The organism is Lysobacter sp. F6437 (assembly GCF_052547215.1).
Window position 1 is genome coordinate 1,750,015 of sequence record NZ_JBQWRB010000001.1, and the last position, 20,069, is coordinate 1,770,083.

At 69.2% G+C, this 20,069-nt stretch carries 17 protein-coding genes; 9 read left to right on the forward strand and 8 right to left on the reverse strand.

What is annotated here, in order from left to right:
- Positions 1-10 precede the first annotated feature (10 nt).
- Entirely contained in the window at positions 11-1,753 is a 1,743-nt protein-coding gene (ggt, locus tag ACT9F5_RS08105) for a gamma-glutamyltransferase (protein ID WP_445119373.1), read from the reverse strand.
- A 164-nt stretch (positions 1,754-1,917) separates the two neighbouring features.
- On the opposite strand from ggt, the gene dgcN reads away from it, so the two are divergent.
- From dgcN to ACT9F5_RS08130, 5 genes are all read left to right on the forward strand, one after another.
- The gene (dgcN, locus tag ACT9F5_RS08110; protein ID WP_445119374.1) at positions 1,918-3,000 is read left to right on the forward strand and encodes an N-acetyltransferase DgcN; all 1,083 of its coding nucleotides are present in this window, start codon (positions 1,918-1,920) and stop codon (positions 2,998-3,000) included.
- Positions 2,985-3,980 (forward strand): N-acetyl-D-Glu racemase DgcA, encoded by a 996-nt coding sequence (gene dgcA, locus ACT9F5_RS08115; protein WP_445119375.1) that lies wholly within the window; start codon positions 2,985-2,987, stop codon positions 3,978-3,980. Before dgcN ends, dgcA begins: the two co-directional genes overlap by 16 nt.
- 74 nt (positions 3,981-4,054) lie before the next feature.
- Positions 4,055-5,248 (forward strand): sodium/glutamate symporter, encoded by a 1,194-nt coding sequence (gene gltS, locus ACT9F5_RS08120; protein ID WP_445119376.1) that lies wholly within the window; start codon positions 4,055-4,057, stop codon positions 5,246-5,248.
- Positions 5,249-5,314: 66 nt separating this feature from the next.
- Positions 5,315-5,542, forward strand: coding sequence for a putative cation transport regulator ChaB (gene chaB, locus ACT9F5_RS08125; protein WP_445119377.1), 228 nt, complete (start codon positions 5,315-5,317; stop codon positions 5,540-5,542).
- Between the two features lie 154 nt (positions 5,543-5,696).
- Positions 5,697-6,083, forward strand: coding sequence for a DUF805 domain-containing protein (locus ACT9F5_RS08130; protein ID WP_445119378.1), 387 nt, complete (start codon positions 5,697-5,699; stop codon positions 6,081-6,083).
- Positions 6,084-6,149: 66 nt separating this feature from the next.
- On the opposite strand, the gene uvrD is transcribed toward ACT9F5_RS08130, so the two are convergent.
- The 5 genes from uvrD to ACT9F5_RS08155 all read right to left on the reverse strand — a co-directional run bounded on the left by uvrD (position 6,150) and on the right by ACT9F5_RS08155 (position 14,024).
- Complete coding sequence (uvrD, locus tag ACT9F5_RS08135) at positions 6,150-8,330, reverse strand: DNA helicase II (RefSeq protein WP_445119379.1); 2,181 nt, start codon at positions 8,328-8,330, stop codon at positions 6,150-6,152.
- A 65-nt stretch (positions 8,331-8,395) separates the two neighbouring features.
- On the reverse strand, positions 8,396-10,162 hold the full coding sequence (locus ACT9F5_RS08140) for a GAF domain-containing protein (RefSeq protein WP_445119380.1): 1,767 nt from the start codon (positions 10,160-10,162) through the stop codon (positions 8,396-8,398).
- The gene (locus ACT9F5_RS08145; protein WP_445119381.1) at positions 10,159-10,707 is read right to left on the reverse strand and encodes a biliverdin-producing heme oxygenase; all 549 of its coding nucleotides are present in this window, start codon (positions 10,705-10,707) and stop codon (positions 10,159-10,161) included. The genes ACT9F5_RS08140 and ACT9F5_RS08145 overlap by 4 nt, the downstream gene beginning before the upstream one ends.
- Before the next feature lie 97 nt (positions 10,708-10,804).
- On the reverse strand, positions 10,805-13,168 hold the full coding sequence (locus tag ACT9F5_RS08150) for a DPP IV N-terminal domain-containing protein (RefSeq protein ID WP_445119382.1): 2,364 nt from the start codon (positions 13,166-13,168) through the stop codon (positions 10,805-10,807).
- A gap of 115 nt (positions 13,169-13,283) precedes the next feature.
- Positions 13,284-14,024: an ElyC/SanA/YdcF family protein gene (locus tag ACT9F5_RS08155; RefSeq protein WP_445119383.1), complete on the reverse strand. Its 741-nt coding sequence runs from the start codon at positions 14,022-14,024 to the stop codon at positions 13,284-13,286.
- Between the two features lie 173 nt (positions 14,025-14,197).
- On the opposite strand from ACT9F5_RS08155, the gene ACT9F5_RS08160 reads away from it, so the two are divergent.
- The 4 genes from ACT9F5_RS08160 to ACT9F5_RS08175 are packed head-to-tail and all read left to right on the forward strand — an operon-like array spanning position 14,198 to position 18,672.
- Positions 14,198-15,400 (forward strand): beta-ketoacyl-ACP synthase, encoded by a 1,203-nt coding sequence (locus ACT9F5_RS08160; protein WP_445119520.1) that lies wholly within the window; start codon positions 14,198-14,200, stop codon positions 15,398-15,400.
- Positions 15,400-16,209 carry a beta-ketoacyl synthase chain length factor gene (locus tag ACT9F5_RS08165; RefSeq protein ID WP_445119521.1) on the forward strand — a complete coding sequence of 270 codons (810 nt, stop codon included), beginning with the start codon at positions 15,400-15,402 and terminating at the stop codon, positions 16,207-16,209. Before ACT9F5_RS08160 ends, ACT9F5_RS08165 begins: the two co-directional genes overlap by 1 nt.
- Entirely contained in the window at positions 16,202-17,020 is an 819-nt protein-coding gene (locus tag ACT9F5_RS08170; protein WP_445119384.1) for a glycosyltransferase, read from the forward strand. Before ACT9F5_RS08165 ends, ACT9F5_RS08170 begins: the two co-directional genes overlap by 8 nt.
- On the forward strand, positions 17,017-18,672 hold the full coding sequence (locus ACT9F5_RS08175; RefSeq protein ID WP_445119385.1) for a tryptophan 7-halogenase: 1,656 nt from the start codon (positions 17,017-17,019) through the stop codon (positions 18,670-18,672). Before ACT9F5_RS08170 ends, ACT9F5_RS08175 begins: the two co-directional genes overlap by 4 nt.
- A gap of 4 nt (positions 18,673-18,676) precedes the next feature.
- On the opposite strand, the gene ACT9F5_RS08180 is transcribed toward ACT9F5_RS08175, so the two are convergent.
- Complete coding sequence (locus ACT9F5_RS08180; RefSeq protein ID WP_445119386.1) at positions 18,677-19,144, reverse strand: hypothetical protein; 468 nt, start codon at positions 19,142-19,144, stop codon at positions 18,677-18,679.
- A gap of 122 nt (positions 19,145-19,266) precedes the next feature.
- Positions 19,267-20,004, reverse strand: coding sequence for a 3-oxoacyl-ACP reductase FabG (fabG, locus tag ACT9F5_RS08185; protein ID WP_445119387.1), 738 nt, complete (start codon positions 20,002-20,004; stop codon positions 19,267-19,269).
- Between the last annotated feature and the right edge of the window lie 65 nt (positions 20,005-20,069).

Sequence of the window (20,069 nt, forward strand, 5' to 3'; positions counted from 1 at the left end):
GGCATGCGGGCTACAGTGCGGCGGCGGTGCCTTCGCGCCGCGGATCGGCGGCGCCGTGCAGTACGCCGTCACGCAGCACCACGCCGTGCAGCCCTGAGTCCTCGCCCGAACCCGATTCCACGTCGACTCCGAGTGTGGACAGCGCCTGTAGGAGCTGCGGATCGAAAGCGTCGGCCTCGCCGTTGAAATTCTCGCCGCGCGCGACCAGGTTGGGCAGGTCGATCGCGCGATCCAGCGGCAGGTCCCAGAACAGCCACCCGACCAGCGTCTTGGCGATGTAGGCGGGGATGGCGTTGCCGCCCGGCGAGCCGACCGCGCCGACGAAGCGGCCGTCGCGATCGAGCACGATCACCGGCGACATCGACGAGCGCGGGCGCTTGCCGGGTGCGATCGCGTTGGCCGCGGCGCCGCCCGGCGACCACGAGAAGTCGGTCAGCTGGTTGTTCAGCAGCATGCCGCCGACCACACGGCCGGAGCCGAAGAACGATTCGATGGTGGTGGTCATCGAGACCGCATTGCCGTCGCCATCGACCACCACGAAATGGCTGGTGCCGCCGGGTTCGTCGGTGGCGTCGGGGGCCAAAGCGGGCGCGCCTTCGGGCGCGCCGTGGACCGGGGCCAATGCGGCCGCGCGATCACCGATAAGGGCGCGGCGGCGGTCGATGTAGGCCGGGTCGAGCAGGCCCTGCACCGGCACGTCGACGAAGCGCGGATCGCCGACGTACTGGTCGCGGTCGGCGTACATCAGGCGGCTGGCTTCGGCGAACAGCAACCACGACCGCGCATCGTCGGGGCCGCGCTCGGCGATGTCGGTGCCGTCGAGGATCAGCATCAGTTCCAGCAAACCGACGCCACTGGACGGCGGTGGCGGCACGCAGACGATGTAGGCGCGTACCGGGCGGCACACCGGCTCGGTGCGTTCGACGCGATAGCTGGCGAGGTCGGCCAGCGTCACCTGCGCGCCGCGCGGCGGCTGGCCGAGGCGTTCGACGATGGCTTCGGCCAGCGGGCCGCGCTGCAACGCGGCGGCGCCGTCACTGGCGATCCGGCGCAGGCTGGCGGCGTAGGCCGGATTGCGAAAGACCTCGCCCGCACGCAGTGGCGTGCCATCGGGATGCGAGAACAGCTGCTTTACGTCCGGCGCGGAGGCTTGCGGGAAGGTGCCGTCGATGTGTTCCTGCAGCCGCGGCGTGACCTCGAACCCCGCCTCCGCGCGCTCGGCGACGGGTTCGAACAGCGCGTTCCAGGGCAGGCGGCCGTGGTCGCGATGCGCGAGTTCGAGCGCGGGCAGCACGCCGGGGATGCCGGTCGCGTGGCCGCTCAGCATCGCGTCGGCGCGGCTCAGCGGATGTCCTTCGGCGTCGTTGAACATCGCCGGGCTCGCGCTGGCGGGCGCCTGTTCGCGGCCGATGTAGGACTCGATCTTCTGGTTGTCGGCCGAGTAATGCAGCAGGAACGCGCCGCCGGCCGGCCCGGAACTCTGCGGTTCGACCAGACCGAGCATTGCCTGCACGGCGATGGCCGCGTCGATCGCGCTGCCGCCGCGTCGCAGCACGTCGAGCCCGGCCTGGGTGGCGAGCGGGTTGGCGCTGGCGACGAAGCCGGATGCGGCGGCGTCCGCAACCGCAACCGTGGGCGCGGTTTGCGCGTCGCTGCGCGGCGGTGAGGCGGCGCAGGCCACCAGCAACGTAAGCAGCGTCGCGGCGAGCATTGGACGCAGGACGGGAAGGCACATCGGCTTGGAGGTCGTCATGGATCCAAGGCTAACGCCGCCGTGCGCTCTCCATCCCGCGGATTGGTTGCGAAGGGTCTAACCGCCGGCTATGGCCGATCCGACAGCCGGCCGTCCGACTTTGCCCCATAACCTGCCGCTATGCCCCATCGGCGTCTTTTCAATGGCGGCGCCGGCGGCCAGCCATGAAGATGCTGCAACCCCACTTCCCGGGCGCCGCCCACTGGCTTTGCACCATGTCGACCGATCCCGACCCCTCCCTCTGGCCGCCGCCGTTCCTGCTGTACCTGGGCAACGCCCCGGACGAATTGTCGGGCAAGACCGCGCGCGGGTTGGCGGCGTTCCGGCCGCAATGGTGCGTGGGCCAGTTCCGCGGACCCGAGTGCAGGATCAGCCTCGACCTGCCGGATATGGACTTCGCGCAGGCGCGCGCCGCGGGCGCCAACACGATGATCGTCGGCGTCGCCAATGCCGGCGGCAAGATCGATCCGGCGACGGTGGCGCACGTGGTCGCCGCGCTCGATGCCGGCTTGAACGTCGCCTCCGGGTTGCATGACAGGCTGGCCGCCTATCCCGAGATCGTAGCGGCGGCGCAACGCAACGGCCGTCACCTGTTCGATGCGCGCACGCCGCCGGCGACGCCGGTCGGCAAGGGCCACAAGCGCGCGGGCAAGCGCCTGCTCACGGTCGGCACCGACTGCTCCACCGGCAAGATGTACACCACGCTGGCACTGGAAACAGAGATGCGCGCGCGCGGACTCGCGGCCGACTTCCGCGCGACCGGCCAGACCGGCATCTTCATCGCCGGCCGCGGCATCCCGCTCGATGCGGTGGTGGCCGACTTCATTTCCGGCGGCGTCGAATGGCTGTCGCCGGACCGCCACGACAACGGCTGGGACCTGATCGAAGGCCAAGGGTCGCTGTTCCATCCGTCCTTCGCCGGCGTCTCGCTGGGCCTGCTGCACGGTGCCCAGCCCGACGCGCTGGTGCTGTGCGATGAACCCGGCCGCCCGCACATGCGCGGGCTGGCGCATTACCGGTTGCCGCGACTGGCCGACACGCTGGAAGCCAACCTCGCGGCCGCGCGCCTGACCAACCCGGCGGTGGTCGCGGTCGGCGTGTCGCTCAACACATCCAAGCTCTCGGCCGAAGACGCCGCCCGCGTCTGTGCGGAGGCCGAAGACCGGCTCGGGCTTCCGGCGCAGGACCCGATGCGCGATGGCGTCGCGCGGATCGTCGACAGGCTGCAGGCATGCTTCCCGGACTGACGCTCGAACATCCCAACTACCCGCTGGTCGCGCCGTTCCGGATCTCGCGCGGGGTCCGCACCGCCACCGAAGTCGTGGTCGCGACCGTCAGCGACGGCACCCACGTCGGCCGCGGTGAGTCGCTGCCGTATCCGCGTTACGGCGAGAGCATCGAGTCGGTGATGGCGCAGGTCGCGTCGCTGGCCGATGCGATTGCCGGCGGCCTCGATCGACACCAGCTGCAGGCGCTGCTCGATCCCGGCGCCGCGCGCAATGCCCTCGATTGCGCGCTATGGGACCTGCAGGCGCGCCGGCAGGCGATCCCGGTGGCCTCCCAGCTTGGCCACTCCGCTGTACTGCCGCCGCTGGCCAGTGCACACACCGTCAGCCTCGACACGCCGGCAAACATGGCGCATGCCGCGAAGGCGCTGCGCCACCTGAAGCTGGTCAAGATCAAGCTCGATGCGGACGACCCGGCGACGCGGATCCGCGCGGTACGCGGCCAGTTGCCGGATGCGCGGCTGATCGTCGACCCCAACGAAAGCTGGAACATCGAGTTGTTGCGCGCGTTGCAGCCGGTGCTCGCCGAAACCCGGGTCGACCTCATCGAGCAGCCATTGCCGGCCGACGAGGACGACGCGCTGCAGGGGTTCGAGTCGGTGTCGCGATTGTGCGCGGACGAGAGCTGCCACGTCGCCGCCGACCTGCCGCGCCTGCGCGGGCGCTACCAGGTCGTCAACATCAAGCTCGACAAGACCGGCGGCCTGACCGCGGCGCTCGACCTGCTGCATGCGGCGCAGGCGCAGGGCTTCGGCATCATGGTCGGTTGCATGATCGCCTCGTCGCTGGCGATGGCGCCGGCCTGGCACGTCGCGCGCCATGCCGAGTTTGTCGACCTCGACGGGCCATTGTGGTTGCGCGACGACCATCCCGGCGGCGTCGTGATGCGTGATGGACTATTGCAGCCGCCCGCTTCGCGACTGTGGGGTGCCCCCGCGTAATATCGCCCGGTCGCGCCTGCCATCGACTGCCGCAACAACTCGGCACACGCAGGACATCGTTCAAGGAGTCTCCTTTGCTGCAACTCGACGCCGTACAGACCCTGGCCTTTGCCGGACTCGCGCTGTTCCTGGGTTACGCGTTGTGCCGGGTGATTCCCGTGCTGGGTCGCTACAACCTGCCGCCGCCGGTGATCGGCGGACTGGTGTTCGCGATCGTCGCGTGGATCGCGTACGAGCGCGACACCGCGCTGTGGACAATGGACACCTCGTTGCAGACGCCGCTGATGGTCGCGTTCTTCACCACCATCGGCTTCAACGCCAGCCTGAAGCTGCTGAAGATCAGCGGCAGGCAGGTGATGGTGTTCCTGGCGCTGGCATCGGTTTTCGCCGTCGCGCAGAACCTGCTGGGCATGGCGGTGGCGGTCGGCTTCGACCTGCCTCCGCTGTTCGGCGTGCTCGCCGGCTCGACCACGCTGACCGGCGGGCCGGCCACCGGACTGGCATTCGCGCCGCTGTTCGAGGAGGCCGGCATCCGCGGCGCCGAGTCGATCGCGATTGCCTCGGCGATGGGCGGCATCGTGCTCGGCGGCCTGGTCGGCGGGCCGGTCGTCACCGTGCTGATCCGGCGCTTCGGGCTGGTGTCCACCCGCCCGCAAGACCACCACGCACCCGACGACGACGCCAGCGGCCTGCTGATGACCGAAGCCCAGCGCGAGTTCAGCGCGCTCAAGAGCATCGTCGCGATCCTGGTCGCGATGTGGATCGGGTCGTGGGTCAGCGGCTGGATCTCGGCCACCGGCATCACCCTGCCGGCCTACGTCGGCGCGATGCTGGTCGGCGCGTTGATCCGCAATATCGACGACGCGTCGGGCCTGTTCCGCATCCCGGTGCCGACGGTGGAGCTGATCGGCAACATCTGCCTGGCGCTGTTCCTGGCGGTGGCGCTGATGAACCTCAAGCTGTGGGAACTCGCCGGCCTGGCGATGCCGCTGGTGGTCAACCTGGGTGTGCAGGTGGTGATGGTGGCGGCGTTCTGCCTGGTGGTGTTCCGGATGATGGGGCGCGACTACGACGCCGCGGTGATGGGCGGCGGCTTCATCGGCTTCATGCTCGGTACCACCGCCAACGCGATGGCGGTGATGCGCACGCTGGTCGAGCGTTACGGCGTCGCCCCGCGCGCGTTCCTGGTGGCGCCATTGGTGGGTGCGTTCTTCATCGACTTCACCAATGCGCTGATCATCACCGGCTTCATCAATTTCTTTGATTGACGTGGCTTTCGCGGCGGGTTAACCCACCGCGCGGATAGTCGACCCCTCCAGCAGCGGGAAACGACCATGCCTTACGACCGCATCACCGACCTTCCCGACTCGGTCAAGGACAACGTGCCCAAGCACGCCCAGGAGATTTACAAGGAAGCCTTCAACAGCGCCTGGGACGAGTACAAGGACTCCGACGACCGCCGCGGCGACGCCTCGCGCGAGGAAACCGCGCACAAGGTCGCCTGGTCGGCGGTGAAGCAGAAGTACGAGAAGGGCGACGACGACAAATGGCACGCGAAGTAGGTGAGCTGAAGCCATAGCAGCGAATCTGACCGGGAAACGGTGGCCGAAAGCCGGTGGTGCCCACCGACGGCCACGGTCGCTGGGAACGGGTAGTATCCGCTGAGCGCGGCCCGGGGAGGGGCGCGCGACATCAACCGACTCTGGGGAGATCGCAATGGACTGGTATCTGAAAGTATTGAAGAACTACGTTGGCTTCGAGGGGCGCGCGCGCCGCAAGGAGTACTGGATGTTCGCGTTGTTCAACCTGATCGTCTCGATCGTGCTGGCGGTCATCGACGGCATCGGCGGCTTCATGACCGAGAGCGGCATCGGCATGCTGGGCCTCCTTTACACGTTGGCCGTACTGCTGCCGAGCATCGCGGTCGGCGTGCGCCGCCTGCACGACATCGACAAGAGCGGCTGGTGGCTGCTGCTGATCTTCATTCCGCTGATCGGCGCGATCGTGCTGCTGGTGTTCGCGGTGATGGAAGGCACCCGCGGCAGCAACCGTTTCGGCGAGGACCCCAAGTCCGACGAAGGTGGCATCCCGGCAATGGCATAAGGCCGGTCTGCTTGAGAAAACGGCGCCCTTGCGGCGCCGTTTTCATTGGCGTGCTGACGCGACCGCTCAGCCCGGCTGCAGGTTCGCATACGACAGCACCAGCCACTTGCTGCCGACCTCGTCGAAGTTGACCTGCACCCGTGCGTGCGCGCCGCTGCCTTCGAAGTCGGTGACTACGCCGGTGCCAAACTTGGCGTGGCGGACGTTGGCGCCGAGCGGCAGCGCCGGGGTTTCGACGGCGGCGTGGCCGTAGTTGCGCCGTGGCGCGGTATTGAACATCGGCCGCGACACCTGCACCTTCGGGCGCACCTCGTGCAGCAACGCCGGCGGGATCTCGCGCAGGAACCGCGACGGGATGCCGTACATCTCCTGGCCGTGGATGCGGCGCGCCTCGGCGTAGCTCAGTACCAGTTTCTCGCGGGCGCGGGTGATGCCGACGTAGGCGAGGCGACGCTCTTCTTCCAGCCGGCCGGCTTCCTCGATCGAGCGGGCATTGGGGAATAGCCCCTCCTCCATCCCGGCCAGGAACACCAGCGGGAACTCCAACCCCTTGGCGCTGTGCAGGGTCATCAGCTGCACGCCGTCCTCACCGGCCTGGGCCTGGCTCTCGCCGGCCTCCAGCGAGGCGTAGCTGAGGAACGCGACCAGCTCCGGCATCGCCGCGGCGTCTTCCTCGTCGTTGCGCGAGAAGCGCGAGGCGACCGAGACCAGTTCGTCGAGGTTGTCGGTGCGTGAGTCGAGCTGGCCCTTGCTCTCGCGTGCGTAGTGTTCGCGCAGGCCGGAGCGGGCCAGCACGTGGTCGATCTTTTCCTGCAGCGGCATCTCGGCGACATCAGTGTCGAGGCCTTCGATCAGTTCGATGAAACCGGCGAGTGCGTTGCGTGCGCGTGCCGCCAGCACCGGTTCGGTGGTCAGCCAGCGCGCGGCGACCATCAGCGGTGCGCCATCGGCCCGGGCGCGACGACGCACCTCGTCCAGCGTGCGCTCGCCGATGCCGCGCGTCGGCGTGTTGACCGCGCGTTCGAACGCAGCGTCGTCGCTGCGGTTGGCGACCAGCCGCAGGTAGGCCAGGGTGTCCTTGATCTCGGCGCGCTCGAAGAAGCGCTGGCCGCCGTAGACGCGATATGGCACCTGCTCCGATAGCAGCGCCTCTTCGAACGCACGCGACTGCGCGTTGCTGCGGTACAGGATCGCGACCTCGCCATGGCTGCCGCCGTCGCGCACCCACTGGCGCAAGCGTTCGACCACGAAGCGGGCCTCATCGATCTCGTTGTAGGCCGCGTACAGGTCGACCGGTTCGCCGCTGCCGCTGTCGGTCCAGAGCTTCTTGCCCAAACGCTCGGGATTATGCGCGATCACGGCATTGGCGGCGTCGAGGATGTTGGCGCTTGAGCGGTAGTTCTGCTCGAGCTTGATCGTCTGCGAGCCGGGGAAGTCCTTGAGGAACCGCTGCACGTTCTCGACCTTGGCGCCGCGCCAGCCGTAGATCGACTGGTCGTCGTCGCCGACCACGAGCACGTGGCCGCTGTCGCCGGCGAGCAGGCGCACGAAGCCGTACTGGATCGCGTTGGTGTCCTGGAACTCGTCGACCAGTATCTCGCCGAAACGGTGGCGGTAGTGCGCCAGCAATGCCGGGTTGTCGCGCAGCAGTTCGTGCGCGCGCAGCAGCAGCTCGGCGAAATCGACCAGGCCGGCGCGGTCGCAGCGTTCCTGGTAGGCGGCGTAGCAACGACGCATGACGTCGGACCATTGGTCGCCCGGCTCCGGTTGCAGGTGCTGGGGACGTCGCCCTTCGTCCTTCTGCGCGTTGATCCACCACGCGATCTGGCGCGGCGGGAAGCGGCTGTCGTCGAGTTCCAGCCCCTGCACCACGCGCTTGACCAGCCGCAGCTGGTCGTCGGAATCGAGCACCTGGAAGCCTTCCGGCAGCTTGGCTTCCTGCCAGTGCAGGCGCAGCAGCCGGTGGGCGAGGCCGTGGAAGGTGCCGACCCACATGCCGCGGGTGCCGCCGCCGAGCTGGGCGTCGACGCGCTGGCGCATCTCGGCCGCGGCCTTGTTGGTGAAGGTGACCGCGAGGATGCCGTGGGTCGGCACCCCGAACACCTCGTGCAGCCAGGCGATGCGGTGGGTCAGTACGCGGGTCTTGCCGGAGCCGGCGCCGGCCAGCACCAGGTAGTGGCCGGGCGGCGCGCTGACGGCCTCGCGCTGCGCCGGGTTGAGCGCGTCGAGCAGGTGGGAGACATCCATCGCGCCATTCTACCGGTGGGCGTCGCAGCGACTGCGCCGCCCCGGCTGCCCTGCGCCCCGCGCCCTCAGAGGTGGGCCAATTCCACGTCCCCACCTTCGAGCGACCGTGGCCGCTCCGGCCGGGTGCGGTGCATGAGGCGACGCAGGTCGGCTTCGAGCGCTTCGATGCGGGCTTCGATGCTGGCGGTCTCCACGGCGTCCAGATGGAACATGCCTTCCAGCAGCGAGGCCATGCCATCCAGTCGCAGCTTCTGCTCCTGCAGCTTCTGGCGCCGGTAGCGGCTGTCGATATCCTGGCGCTCACGCGACACGGCCCGCGCACGGCCGCGCTGTTCACGCAGGACCAGGTGCAGGCGCTCGGCGCCACGCCGGTCGCTGGCGGACCACGCCTGGCTGCGACCGGAGACCGTCTCGCGCCAGGTGGCGAAGCTCTTGCGCGGTGCGAGTCGCTGGCCATCGTCGGTGGCGACCAGCGCCTTGTGCGGCTGACCGGCCCAGCTGACCGTTTCCACCTGCTCGACGCGGAACAGGAACAACCAGTCACGCGGCGTGCCCAGGTTGATCGCCATCAGGCCGGCCAGGCCGGGTGCGCCCAGCGCCAGGCTGTTCCAGTCTGTCGCGGCGTCCGTCATCAGCACCTCCGACGGATCCTGGCGGGCCACCCAGTCGAGCAATGGCGCCGGATCACGCGACGCCGGCGCGCGCCCACTGGCGTGCCACGAGCCGCCGATCGACAGGCCGGCGCCGGCGCAGTCGAGCACATCGCGGACGAGTTCCAGTTCCTCGGCGAGCGCACGGTCGAAGTCGCGCGCCCGCGCCAGTCGCTGAACCAGGGCGTCGCGCAGTCGCTGGGCGCGGTTGAAGCGCTCCATGGTGAGTTCCTGCTCACGCGCGGCGACCCGCATTGACACGAACATGCCGAACAGGTCGGCGGCGGCACGCGCGCTGGCGGACACCACGCGCGGCACGCGGTGGTGGCAGGCGATCAGTCCCCACAGGCGGCCGCCACTGACGATCGAGATCGACATCGACGCGGCCACGCCCATGTTGCGCAGGTACTCCAGGTGGACCGGCGCGACACTGCGCAACACGTGCTGGCTGAGGTCCAGCGGTTGCCCGTCCGGGTCGAGTGGCGGCACCAGTGGCACCGGCTGGTAGGTCGCGTCGGGAATGATGCGGATGCGGTTGCGCAGGTACAGCGCGCGCGCCGGCGGCGGAATGTCCGTGGCCGGGTAGCGCAGGCCGAGGTACGGCTCCATGTCGTCGGGCACCACTTCGGCGATGACCTCGCCGGAGTCGTCCTCGCGGAACCGGTAGATCATCACGCGGTCGTAGCCGGTCAGCAGCTGGACCTGCCGGGCCACTTGCTGGAAGAACCCCGGATCGCTGTCGTCATGGCCCAGTTGCGCGACCATCCGCTGCGCGATCGTGGTGGGGGTGCCGGCCGCCGGTCGCGCGGGTTGCGGCTCGAACTCCAGGTGCAGCAGGCCATCCACCGCGTGCGCGGTGACATCGCAGATCGTCATCAACGCGCCGACGTTCGCGGTGCAGGCGCGTTGCGCGGTGGCGTCGCCGGGCACCGCGGCGGCGACCGTGTCGGACACCTGCGACAGCACGTCTTCCTCGACGAACTCGCTCAACGGCAGTCCGATCAGGTCCTCGGCCGGCAGCCCGAACAGGGCGCCGACATTCGCCGACACGTGGCGGATACGCCAGTCGGCCCGCGAACAGCTGACCAGGTAGCCATGGGGCTGGATGGCACCCGACAGGTGCACCGGCGCCCGCAGGCACGCATCCAGATCGAGGGGGGTGGGAGTCTTGGATTCGTTCATCGGGTCAGTTCGTCTCCGGCACCCCGGAAGGCGGCCTCTGCAGTGGCGAACGCGGACAGCGCGGCAGCGCGGCAGCGGTCGGCTTGTTGGGTATCCAGCCTCGCGGCCGAGAGTTGTGACAGCACGTCTGTCCACAACGGACTTCGTGCGAAATGATGCAAGAAGCCGGCGCGGCCAGCGGTTCCGTGCCCGAGTGTTTCGGCATCCCTCAACAGCTGACGCGCACCGACCGAGGAGCCGGCGACCACGTACGCCCAGCCCAACCGGGCTGCATCATCGGTGGGCATCGGCAACCCGGTGCCCGCCGCGGGCTCGGGGGCCATCCCCAATGCCTGCATGTCATCGAACAACCGCGCCCGCAGCGGTTCGAGCGGCCAGCCCGGTCCCAGTGCGGCCTGGCTGGCGACGATGAAGCGGTACATCCCGCGCAGATAGCGCCGGTAGCCCGCGTCGTCGACGAGGCCGCCGCCGACAAGCGCGTCGACGCGTCCGTGTGCGTCGGAAGTCGTGGTGCGGAGCGTGGCCCTGAGCGAGGATTCGATCATCGGGCCGTACCTTACGAGAGTGCAGATGAACAGGCCCGGCCCGCGTTCAGCTCAATTTAAAGACCCGCAACCGTGCCGGTTGCGGGTCCGTGGCGGATCAGTCCGATCCCATCTTGTACTGCGCCGGCGGGGTCGCGCCCATCAGGTGCTCGACGAAGTAGTCCCAGCGGCGGCGGGTCATGTAGTTGCTGTCCTCGCCAAAGCCGTGGCGGGCGTTCGGGAACAGCAGCAGGTCGAAGTCCTTGTTGGCCTTGACCAGTGCGTCGACCACCAGCAGCGTGTTCTGCGGCGGCACGTTGTCGTCCATCATCCCGTGCGCCAGCAGCAGGTGGCCCTTGAGGTTCTCCGCGCGGTTCTGGTTGGCCTGGGCGTCGTAGTTGCTGTCGCCGTTTTCGTCGACCACCTCCAGCCCCTGCCATTTCTCGGCCCAGTCGTCCTCGTAGTTGCGGTTGTCGTGGTTGCCGCTTTCGGAGATACCGACCTTGTAGAAGTCCGGGTAGGTGAACATCGCGTCGGCGGTCGCGTAGCCGCCGCCGGAATGGCCCCAGACGCCGACGCGGTCGAGGTCGATCCAGTCGAAGCGTTCACCCAGTTGCTTCAGGCCGGCGACCTGGTCCGGCAGGGTGTTGTCGCCGACGTCGCCGCCGAAGGCGTCGTGGAAGCTCTTGGAGCGCCACGGCGTGCCCATGCCATCGATCGCGACCACGATGAAACCCAGTTCGGCCAGCGCCTGGTGGTCGCTGCGCGCCGGCGTGAAGCTGCGGCCACGAACCGAGCCGGTCTGGGGACCCGGGTAGATGTAGTTCACCACCGGGTATTTCTTCGAGGTGTCGAGGTCGGTCGGCTTGAACATCATCCCGTAGAGGGTGGTCTTGCCGTCGCGTGCGGTGACCGTGATCGGGGTCGGCGGCACCCAGCCGGTGGCGCGCAGGCGGCTGTCGTCGGCGCGGGCGACCTCGGCGACGATGCGGCCATCGGCGCTGTCGCGCAGCACCGTCACCGACGGCACGGTCGGGGTCGAGTACGCATCGACGAAATGCTTGCCGTCGGGCGACATCGTGATCGTGTGGTTGGCGTCTTCCGGGGTCAGCAATTGCGCGTTGCCGCCGTCGAAGCCGACCTTGTAGAAGTGCTGGTAGTACGGGTTGCGGCCGTCCTCCATGCCGACGCCGCGGAACCAGATCGTGCGCGATTCCGGATCGACCTCGAGCACTTCGGTGACGTTGCCTTCGCCGGTGGTGATCGCGTTCTTGAGTTCACCGCTGGCCAGGTCGTACAGGTACAGGTGACCCCAGTCGCTGCGCTCGGAGAACCAGATGAACTCGTTCGACGCCGGCAGGTAGCGCCAGTTGACCGCGCCGTTGCCGCTCTCGAAATAGGTCGGCACCTTCTCGTGGTAGACCTCGCGAACCTTGCCGGTGGCGGCATCGGCGACGCGCAACCAGGTCTGTTTGTGGTCGCGCGAGGTCGAGGCGAACGCAAGCGTCTTGCCGTCGGGCGCCCATTGCACGTCCTCCCAGCCGCCGGAGCAGCTGACGTCGTCGCACAGGGTCGAGCGATGCTGGTCGGGCGGCATGTCGAGCTGGACGACCTTGCGTGCCGGCACGTCGATGATCACGCGCTCGATCATGGTGACGTCGTCGTCGCCGACGAACGGGTACTTCCAGCGCTCCACCTTCGGCGCACCGACATTGGTGCCAACCAGCACCATCTCGCTGGTCTTGCGCTGGTCCTGCTTGAAGGTGGCGATCTTCGTCGAGTCCGGCGACCACACCAGGATCGCGCGGTCGCTGTGGGTCCAGCCGGCGTTGTCGGTGGCGTAGCCGTAGTCCTCGACGCCGTCGGTGGTCAGTTGGGTCTCGACACCCGTGGCAGTATCGCGCACCCACAGGTTCCAGTCGCGGATGAATGCGGCGAGCTTGCCATCGGGCGACTCGACCACCGGCGCGTTGCCAGGACCGCCGGTCTTTTCGGCGCCGGGCTTGCGGGTTTCGGTGTCATCGGCGGCGACGCAGGCGGGCTTGTCCTGCAGGTCGCACAGGTAATGCTGCTTGCGCACCGCGACGTCGAGGCGGCCATCGTCGGCGACCTCCAGCCCGGTCACCGGCAGCTTGGCCGCGTCGACGTCCTTGCCGGTGGCGGCGGCCAGCGCCGCGGCGAGCTTGTCGTGGTCGAACGCCGGAGTGGCGGTACCGCCGGCGACGTCCATGCGCATGAAGTGGTCGCCATCGGCGTCGTGGTCGCGATACCAGAAGTGGCTTGCGTCCTGCCAGACCACGGCATTGACCGCGTGGTCCAGCAGCGGCGCGGTGTTGTAGCCCATGAACTGTTCGGCGCGCCGGTAGTCCGCGTCGGTCAGGACCTGCCCGGCGTCCTGCGCCGCGACCGGCAACGCCGCCGTCGCCAGCAGCCCGCCCATCACTGCGCCGATCACGCGCGCCTTGCCGTTCATCACACCCATGCGGTTCCCCTCGACTGAAGACTTGCGAACCGGCCCACCCTAGCGCGACCCGGCCCCGGGCTCCCCTGCCGGAAGTCCGGGCTGGGACCCACCCTGCCACGAACCGGCGGGCGCGTCAGGTCACCCGGGACAGCATCCGCCGGTTGCCGATCAGCCGTGCCCAGCGGGTGCCGAGGTCGGACCAGCAGACGTAGGCGGCCTCGCCGGCGATCCGCAGCAGGGTGCGCGGGCCGAGGTGCAGGCGCGGTTCGGCCGCACACAACTCGGCATCGAAACCGAGCTGGCGGGCGAACAGGGCGCAGCGCGCGAGGTGGTAGCGGCTGCTCAGCAGGGTCACCTGCAACCGTCCGGGCGCGACCGGCACCAGCGTGACCACGACATCGTCGGCCGGCACCGCCGGCGACAGCATCGTGCGGGCATTGCGCAGGTTCTGCAGGGTGTCGCGGGAGCGCGATTCCAGTTGCAGCGGGGTATCGACGCCGAAGCCGCGCGCGAGCAGGCCGTGCCGTGCGAGTTCGGCTTCGGTCGCCTCGCCCGGGGCGCCGCCACCGAGCAGGACCATGCTGGCCGGCGGGCGCTCGCGCCAGAGCGACACCGCGCGGTCGAGCCGGGCCTCGAAGTCGACGTCGATCCGCCCCGCCGGCGCGTGCTTGCCGAACAACAGCACGCATTCGCCGCGCTCCGGCACGCACGGCGCCTTGCGCGCGACACGCAACACGTGGACGAAATAGCCGACGTAGACCAGCCCCAGGCTCAACACGCAGGCCGCCCCGGCGACCACGCCCGAATGCCAGACGTCGCGATCGCCGACCAGGGCCAGCATGTGCGCGGTGCGCGAAGTCGGTGGGTGGGCCACGGCGGCAGGGGTCGACGGCGGGATGGAAAGTGTACGCGGGTGCACCTCCGCAGGGCGCTGGCATACTGCCGCCAGCGGCACGTTTTCGACCGTCCAGCCGCTCCCCAGTTCAGGATTACTGCGTGCCAGCTGCGTCCCCGTCGTCCCAACCACCGCCATCGTCACCCGCACCGATCGCGCCGATCGCGATCCGTGCCTTCACCGCCACCACGGCGCTCGGCCGCGGGGTCGAGGCGCAGCAGGCCGCCCTGCTCGCGCGCCGCGGCGGATTGCGTCGCAACGATTTCGGACCGGTGGGCGCCGACGGCGAGCCGCTGCCGTGCTGGATCGGCCGGGTCGACGGCATCGAGGGTGCGCCGCTGCCCGCGGCGCTTGCGGGGTGGGAATGCCGCAACAACCGGCTCGCGTGGCTCGCGTTGCAACAGGACGGCATCCCCGATCTGCTGGCGGGCCTGGTCGGGCGCCATGGCGCTGATCGCGTTGCGATCGTGGTCGGCACCTCGACCTCGTCGATCGGTGCGACCGAAGAGGCCTACGCGCGGCTCGGCGACACCGGCGCATTCCCCGACGACCTGGACCGCCCGGCGGTACATACCGTGCATTCACTCGGCGGCTTCCTGCAGGCCGCGACGGGGCTGCGGGGACCGTGCGTCACCGTGGCCACCGCGTGTTCATCCAGCGCCAAGGTGTTCGCGCAGGCGGCGCGACTGATCGAGGCCGGCGTGGTCGATGCGGCGCTGGTCGGCGGCGTCGACACCCTCTGCGGCAGCGTGCTGTACGGGTTCAACTCGCTGCAGCTGGTGTCGCGCGCGCAATGCAAGCCGTTCGATGCGAGCCGTGATGGTCTCTCGCTTGGCGAGGCCGGCGGGTTCGCGGTACTCGAGCGCGCCGGCGACGGCGATGAAGGCGGCCTGCAACTGCGTGGCTACGGCGAGTCCAGCGACGCCCACCACATGTCCAGTCCGCACCCGCAGGGACTGGGCGCGCAGTACGCGATGCGCGACGCGCTGGCACGGGCCGGGATCGATGCGACGCAGGTCGGTTACCTCAACCTGCACGGCACCGCGACCCCGGCCAACGACAGCATCGAGGCCGCCGCGGTCGCCGCGCTGTTCCCGGACACGCTGCACGCCAGCTCGACCAAGGGCTGGACCGGCCACACCCTCGGCGCGGCGGGCATCGTCGAGTCGGTGTTCGCATTGATCGCGCTGCGCCACGGGTTGTTGCCCGGCACCCTCAACAGTGACGTGCCGGATCCGGCCTGTGGCGCGCACATACGTTTCGACAACGCGAACGCTGGTATCGGTTATGCCATGAACAATTCCTTCGGTTTCGGCGGCAACAACTGCTCGCTGCTGTTCGGACGCGGCGCATGATGCTGTCCGCCACCATCGAAGGCATCGGATTCTGGAACCGCGGCTTGCCGTCGTGGGATGCCGCGCGCGCATTCGCGGCCGGCGGCGCGTTGCCCGACGCCGCTGCATCGCGCCCATCGCCACAATTGCTGGCGCCGAACGAGCGCCGCCGTGCGCCGGACACGGTCGCGGTCGCGCTCGAGGTCGCCCTCGCCGCCTGCAATGCCGCCGGACGCGACCCGAAGACGCTGCCCTCGGTGTTCGCCTCGACCCACGGCGAACTGGCGATCACCGATTACATCTGCGCGACGTTGGCCACACAGCCGGAAGCGGTCTCGCCAACGCGTTTCCACAACTCCGTGCACAACGCCGCCGCCGGCTACTGGACCATCGGCAGCGGCGCGATGCAGCCGGCGACCGCGATCAGCGCGTTCGACGCCAGCTTCGCGCAGGGGCTGCTGGAGGCAATGGTGCAACTGGCCGCCGGCAGCGAGGCGGTGTTGCTGGTCGGCTACGACGCCACCTCGGCCGGCCCGCTTGCGGCGGTGTCGCACAGCGAAGGCCTGCTCGGCGGCGCGCTGGTGTTGTCGCGCACGCCGAACGTCAACGTGCCGCAGCTGCAGGTCGAACTGGTTGATGGCGCGGTCGACCGGCTCGCGGGTGGCCCACTCTCGCGGCACGCCCACGGCAACGCGATGGCACAGATGCTGCCGTTGTTCGATGCCTTGGCCGTCGCCGGCAACCCAGCGCCAGTAGTGCTGCCGGCCGGCGCCGGCCGCGTGCTGCGGGTCGCGATCGAAGCCGCCATCACGGAGCACGCATATGCTTGATCGGCTGGACCGGAACAACATCGCCGTGGTTATTCCCGCGCTCAACGAGGCGCTGCGCATCCGCGGCGTGGTCGAGGGCGCACTGGCCGAATGCGCGAACGTGATCGTGGTCGACGACGGTTCCGACGACGACACCGCCGAGCGCATCGCCGACCTGCCGGTCACCGTGCTGCGCCACGCCGCGCGGCGCGGCAAGGGCGCCAGCCTACGCGACGGTTTTGCCGAAGCGCTGCGACGCGGCTTCAAGGGCGTGCTGACGATGGACGGCGATGGCCAGCACCTGGCCAGCGACATCCCGCGCATGCTCGACACTGCCAGCCGCTACCCCGGCCACATCGTGATCGGCGCGCGCCTGCGCAAGCGCGCCCAGCAGCCGCGCTACCGCCGGCTGGCCAATGCGTTCGGCGACTGGGGCATCGCCTGGGGCACCGGTTACCGGATCGCCGACACCCAGAGCGGCCAGCGCCTGTACCCGGCCGCGGTGGCGGCGCTGGACGACGTGCCGGGCGAGGATTTCGTGTTCGAGGCGCAGATCCTGATTTCGGCGGCGCAGCAGCTCGGCACGCGCTGCGTGTCGGTGCCGATCGAGTCGCGCTACCAGTGCCACGACTCCGACGAGCAGTTCCGCGCGAGCCATTTCCGGCCGCTGCGTGACTTCAGCCGGATCACCTCGCACATCGTCGCGCAATGCCTGCGCCGCGGGAACCTCGCGTCGGTCTCCCGCAGCATCCGCGCCAACCCGGCGGTGGTCGATGACCCCACTGGCGAGTTCAGCGCCCTTCCCGCACGCCAACCGGCAGGAACTTCATGAACCGATCCAAGCCCGATTGCGATGTCGTCATCCTCGGTGGCGGCCTCGCCGGGCTGTGCCTTGCGATCCAGCTCAGGCAGCGCGACCCGTCGACCCGCGTGACCGTGCTGGAGCGCAACGCGCACCCGGTGCGCGAGGCCGCGTTCAAGGTCGGCGAGTCGACGGTGGAAATCGGTGCGCATTACTTCTCCCAGGTGCTCGACCTGCACGCGCACCTGGACGAGCAGCAGATCCGCAAGTTCGGCTTCCGCTTCTTCTTCAGCGAGGGCCGCCAACAGGTCGACCAGTGCACCGAGCTCGGCGTCAGCCAGCTGCTGCCGGCGCCGTCGTGGCAACTCGACCGCGGCCGCTTCGAGAATTTCCTTGGCGAACGTGCGCGCGCGCTCGGGGTCGACTTCCGCGACGCGGCCATCGTGCGCGGGTTCGAACTCGGCGACGGCGACGCGCCGCACGTGGTCCGCTTCGAACACGCCGGGAATACCGCGACGCTGACCGCGCACTGGCTGGTCGACGCCGCCGGCCGCGCCAACCTGCTCAAGCGCAAGCTCGACCTGGCCGAGGCCAATGATCACGACGCCAACGCGGCCTGGTGGCGGGTCGACGGCCATGTCGATCCGCAGGACTGGTCCGGCGATCCCGACTGGCTGCAACGCTGCACCCCGCCGCTGCGCTGGCAGTCGACCAACCACATGTGCGGACCGGGTTACTGGTTCTGGCTGATCCCGCTGGCCTCGGACTCGCACTCGCTGGGCATCGTCTGCGATGCCGCGATGCATCCGCTGGAAACGATCAACACGCATGCCAGGGCGATGGACTGGCTGCGCGAACACCAGCCGCGGATGGCGACCGCGCTGGAGGATCCGCGCCATGCGGTGCAGGACTTCCGCTTCCTGCGGCACTTCTCGCATGGCTGCAAGCAGGTGTTCTCGGACCGGCGCTGGGCGATCACCGGCGAGGCCGGGGTGTTCCTGGACCCGTTCTACTCACCCGGCAGCGACTTCATCGCAATCAGCAACGGCTACGTCTGCGACCTGATCGAGCGCGAACGCGCCGGCGAGCCCATCGCACAGCGCGCCGACCTCTACCAGCAACTGTATTTCTCGTTCTACCGCAGCACCTTGACCCTGTACCAGGACCAGTACCCGCTGTTCGGCGACGCGCAGGTGATGCCGCTGAAGGTGATCTGGGACTACACCTACTACTGGGGCATGCTGGCGCCGCTGTACATCAGCGGCCGGGCCGCCCACCTGCCGGTGCTGGGGCGTTTGCGTGAGGTATTCACCCGTGCAGACGGGCTCAACGTATCGATGCAGGCGATGCTGCGCGAATGGGGCCGGCGCAACGGGGAGCTCGATGGCGACGTGGCCGGGCCGCTCGACGGCCGTGACCTCGACCAGTTCAAGCTCGAGTGGTTCCGGAGGATCAACCGCTCGATCACCGCCGAACTGGATGACGAGGCCTTCGTCGCACAACTCAAGGGCAACCTGGCGTTGATGGCGCGACTGGCCGCGGAACTGTCCGCAAACGCGCGGGCCGCTCATCCGTCGCTGGATGACCACGGCCTTTCGAAGTGGCTGTCGGTTCCGGGCGACACGGGCGAGCCGTTGCTGCCACCGCACTGGTACGGCGCGACCGAAGCCGTCGCGGGTTGATGCCTCAGTCGACCGGCTGGCGGGGCTGGCTGCCGGGCGCCGGCGGGTCGTACACGTGGATCGCGATGCCGCGCGCGTGTTTCGGTGTCGGGGTGATGCTGACCCCGATGCCACCGCCGACATGGCTGCTTCCGCCGAAGCGGCCACCGCCGATACCCACGCCCACGTTGCTGCCGCCATAGCCGGAGGCCGAACCCTCGAACAGCACGCCATTGGCACCGAGCCCGGCCGCCGCGGTCCGCAACTTGCCGATCACCTCGTCCATCTTGTTCTGCTCGCCGTAGGTCAGGCCGCCGCTGGACGTCTCGAGCATCGCGATCTCGTCGTAGCGACCCGGCGGTGGCGAGAAATACACCATCACCTGCTCCGGCGCGATCGCCGGGCGCGCGGCGCCGATCATGACCTTGGAAGTGCTGGCGCAGCCGACGGCGGCAAGCGCCAGGCCCAGTACGAGTGCGGTTTGGATTCGCATGGTGGTTCTCCTGCGGATATCCGGTTGGATGGCCGCGAGTATCGCGCAGCGGCGGAGAGGGCGGATGAAATCCGGCCGTCGGAGCATGAACCGCTCACGCAGCGTTGCCGGTCGCTCGCCCGTCAGCCCATGCCGCCGTTGATCCCGATCACCTGGCCATTGATATACCCGGCCGCATCCGAACACAGGAAAGCGACCAGCGCGGCCACCTCCGCGGGCCGGCCGGCGCGACCGGCCGGGACCATCTGTTTGATCACCTCCGGCGGGAACGCGTCCCCCGCCATCCGGCCTTCGACGACCCCGGGCGCGACCACGTTGACGCTGATCCCACGGCTGGCCATCTCGCGTGCCAGCGACATGCTGGCGCCGTGCAGGCCGGCCTTGGCCGCCGCGTAATTGCTCTGGCCGCGATTGCCGAGCACCGCCGCCACGCTCGACACACTGACGATGCGGCCCCAGCGCGTACGTGCCATCGGCAGCAGCAACGGCTGGGTGACGTGGAAGAACCCGTGCAGCGACACGTCGACCACGCGTTTCCATTGCGCGTCGCTCATGCCCGCGAGCGGTGCGTCGTCATGGACGCCGGCGTTGTTGACCAGCACCTGGATCGGCCCATCGGCGAGCAAGCCTTCCAGCGCCGCACGGGTCGCCTCGCCATCGGCGACGTCGAACGCGACCGCCTCGGCGCTGCCGCCCTCGTGGTGGATCGCCGCGACCACTTCCCCGGCGCGCGCGAGATTGGTGTTGGCGTGGACGATCACGTGCAGGCCGTCGGCGGCCAGCTGCGTGCAGATCGCGCCGCCAAGGTCGCCGCTGCCGCCGGTGACCAGCGCGCGGCGGGTTGTGGGGGGAACGCTCATCCGGCCTCTCCTCGCATAATGACCCCCATTGTAGGAGTGAGGCCGGCATGCCGGACTCGGTGAGT

Coding starts and splice junctions, on each gene's coding strand:
- ACT9F5_RS08170 (WP_445119384.1), top strand. CDS start 16,202: ATGCTTGATCGGCTGGACCGGAACAACATCGCCGTGGTTATTCCCGCG.
- uvrD (WP_445119379.1), bottom strand. CDS start 8,330: ATGGATGTCTCCCACCTGCTCGACGCGCTCAACCCGGCGCAGCGCGAG.
- ACT9F5_RS08145 (WP_445119381.1), bottom strand. CDS start 10,707: ATGATCGAATCCTCGCTCAGGGCCACGCTCCGCACCACGACTTCCGAC.
- ggt (WP_445119373.1), bottom strand. CDS start 1,753: ATGACGACCTCCAAGCCGATGTGCCTTCCCGTCCTGCGTCCAATGCTC.
- ACT9F5_RS08180 (WP_445119386.1), bottom strand. CDS start 19,144: ATGCGAATCCAAACCGCACTCGTACTGGGCCTGGCGCTTGCCGCCGTC.
- fabG (WP_445119387.1), bottom strand. CDS start 20,004: ATGAGCGTTCCCCCCACAACCCGCCGCGCGCTGGTCACCGGCGGCAGC.
- ACT9F5_RS08140 (WP_445119380.1), bottom strand. CDS start 10,162: ATGAACGAATCCAAGACTCCCACCCCCCTCGATCTGGATGCGTGCCTG.
- ACT9F5_RS08165 (WP_445119521.1), top strand. CDS start 15,400: ATGCTGTCCGCCACCATCGAAGGCATCGGATTCTGGAACCGCGGCTTG.
- dgcN (WP_445119374.1), top strand. CDS start 1,918: ATGAAGATGCTGCAACCCCACTTCCCGGGCGCCGCCCACTGGCTTTGC.
- dgcA (WP_445119375.1), top strand. CDS start 2,985: ATGCTTCCCGGACTGACGCTCGAACATCCCAACTACCCGCTGGTCGCG.
- ACT9F5_RS08150 (WP_445119382.1), bottom strand. CDS start 13,168: ATGGGTGTGATGAACGGCAAGGCGCGCGTGATCGGCGCAGTGATGGGC.
- ACT9F5_RS08130 (WP_445119378.1), top strand. CDS start 5,697: ATGGACTGGTATCTGAAAGTATTGAAGAACTACGTTGGCTTCGAGGGG.
- ACT9F5_RS08175 (WP_445119385.1), top strand. CDS start 17,017: ATGAACCGATCCAAGCCCGATTGCGATGTCGTCATCCTCGGTGGCGGC.
- chaB (WP_445119377.1), top strand. CDS start 5,315: ATGCCTTACGACCGCATCACCGACCTTCCCGACTCGGTCAAGGACAAC.